The sequence below is a fragment of the Fructobacillus ficulneus genome (assembly GCF_001047075.2).
Classification (GTDB): Bacteria; Bacillota; Bacilli; order Lactobacillales; family Lactobacillaceae; genus Fructobacillus; species Fructobacillus ficulneus.
This window is the reverse complement of record NZ_DF968000.1, coordinates 97876-99489: the sequence shown is the minus strand read 5'-3', so window position 1 is coordinate 99489 and position 1614 is coordinate 97876. Positions and strand designations below refer to the sequence as shown.

1 protein-coding gene is annotated in these 1614 nt (G+C 40.8%); it reads right to left on the bottom strand.

The window, feature by feature from the left end; genetic code table 11:
• Nucleotides 1–80 precede the first annotated feature (80 nt).
• On the bottom strand, nucleotides 81–1340 hold the full coding sequence (locus tag AOQ29_RS02715) for an MFS transporter (protein WP_061993013.1): 1260 nt from the start codon (nucleotides 1338–1340) through the stop codon (nucleotides 81–83).
• Between the last annotated feature and the right edge of the window lie 274 nt (nucleotides 1341–1614).

Here is a 1614-nt window from a genome sequence, read left to right as displayed (position 1 = left end):
AGACCCTCGCGGTCTGGCTCTTTTGTATTCTAATAGATTTCAAGCAACTGACTATATTCCATTCATTCACTTACTCAACTTCACACCGTATCCTCTTTGAAGTTGACGCCAAAAACACGAGGCAGCGCTAAAACGAATAGGAGACAAATCACCCCAACCAGGAAGAAGACCTCCTTCGGTTGGAAATAATCAAAGGCCAAGCTACAAATAAGCACGCCAAGTGGTGTCATGATTTGAACCCCTGTGCGAAAGACATTAAAGACGCGACCTTGGAGTTCATCTGGCACTCGCTGAGTGAGCCAAACCAAGATTGGTGTATTCATAATCGCAATAAGTGTTCCCATCACCAAATTAAAGATAATGATGAAGATTGAAAAGGCAATTTGATTGGTCAATTGCAACCAAAGGACTCCTGCTAAGACGAAAAAGAGTGAGCTCATTCCCAAGCTAATTTTCCAGGTCATATCGATTGGGTGACGAAAGGCTTTTCGCTTGGCCAAATAAACATTGGCTAGTAAAACACCAATTGAAACTGCCGCCTCAGAGACAGCATAAACTTGACTCGGTAATTGCAAGACGTGAACCTGAAGATAAGGGATGCCTACGTTGAAAGCCGCAAAGAAAAAGTTCAAAACGCAACCTAAGATAATGACTGCCAGTAGAATCTTATCCTGCCAAATAAACTGAAGTTCATTTTGCTTCACCGGCTCAGCTTCTATCTCTTGCTGAGTTTCTGTGTCTGAGTGAATATCCAGATTTTGATACTTCAAGCGCCACATCAATAAGAGCGTCAAGACTTCGGTCGCCAATTGCACGAGGACATAGGCATCAAAATTAGTACTAAAGACGGCATACAGAGCCGCCCCCATAATTGGACTGACAATGGTTGAAAGTGATGACACCATCTGCTCATAACTCCGCATCTTTTGGATATCTTTCTTTAAAACCAAAGCAGTAGCAGATGACATATAAGCCACGTTGAAAACCTGGCTAGCCAAGCTCAACAACATTAACAAGGCGAAAACGGCAATTAAAAAGATGTGCTGAATATTCAGTGAAATCACAGCAGCGAATCCCAGCAGTACCACAATATTAAAAAATTGCGTGGCAGCGATAATCTTTTTCTTGGGATATCGATCGATAAAGATTCGGATTACCGGTGCCATCAATAGCGTCGCTAGCGGACCAATCACCTGCGAAATTCCAAAAATGGATGCCGAGGTATAAACCTTCAAGAGGTAGAGCCCAACAGCAAATGAAAAAATACTACTACCAAATAAACCAACAAATAATGACATAGTGGCTAAGTAAACCTGTCGGGTGGATTGTTTCTCGTTCATCATTTCCTCCTAAATCCCCAACACTCAAACTCTTCATCTGCTAGTATATCATTAAAAAAAACTAATACATATCATTTATTTTTAATTTATATTGCGAGATATTTGCCGATAACCAGCAATTGTCTCAACTCATCATTCAGCGATAGATTCACCCATTTTGACTAAAAAAGCCCTTAACCAAATGGTCAGGGCTCGTTGATAAATGATCTTCAATCCAGTTAGTCTAAGTCAGACAGGAGCAAACGTATTTCACCGTTGTTATAAATGCTATTTT

Coding starts and splice junctions, on each gene's coding strand:
- AOQ29_RS02715 (WP_061993013.1), bottom strand. CDS start 1,340: ATGAACGAGAAACAATCCACCCGACAGGTTTACTTAGCCACTATGTCA.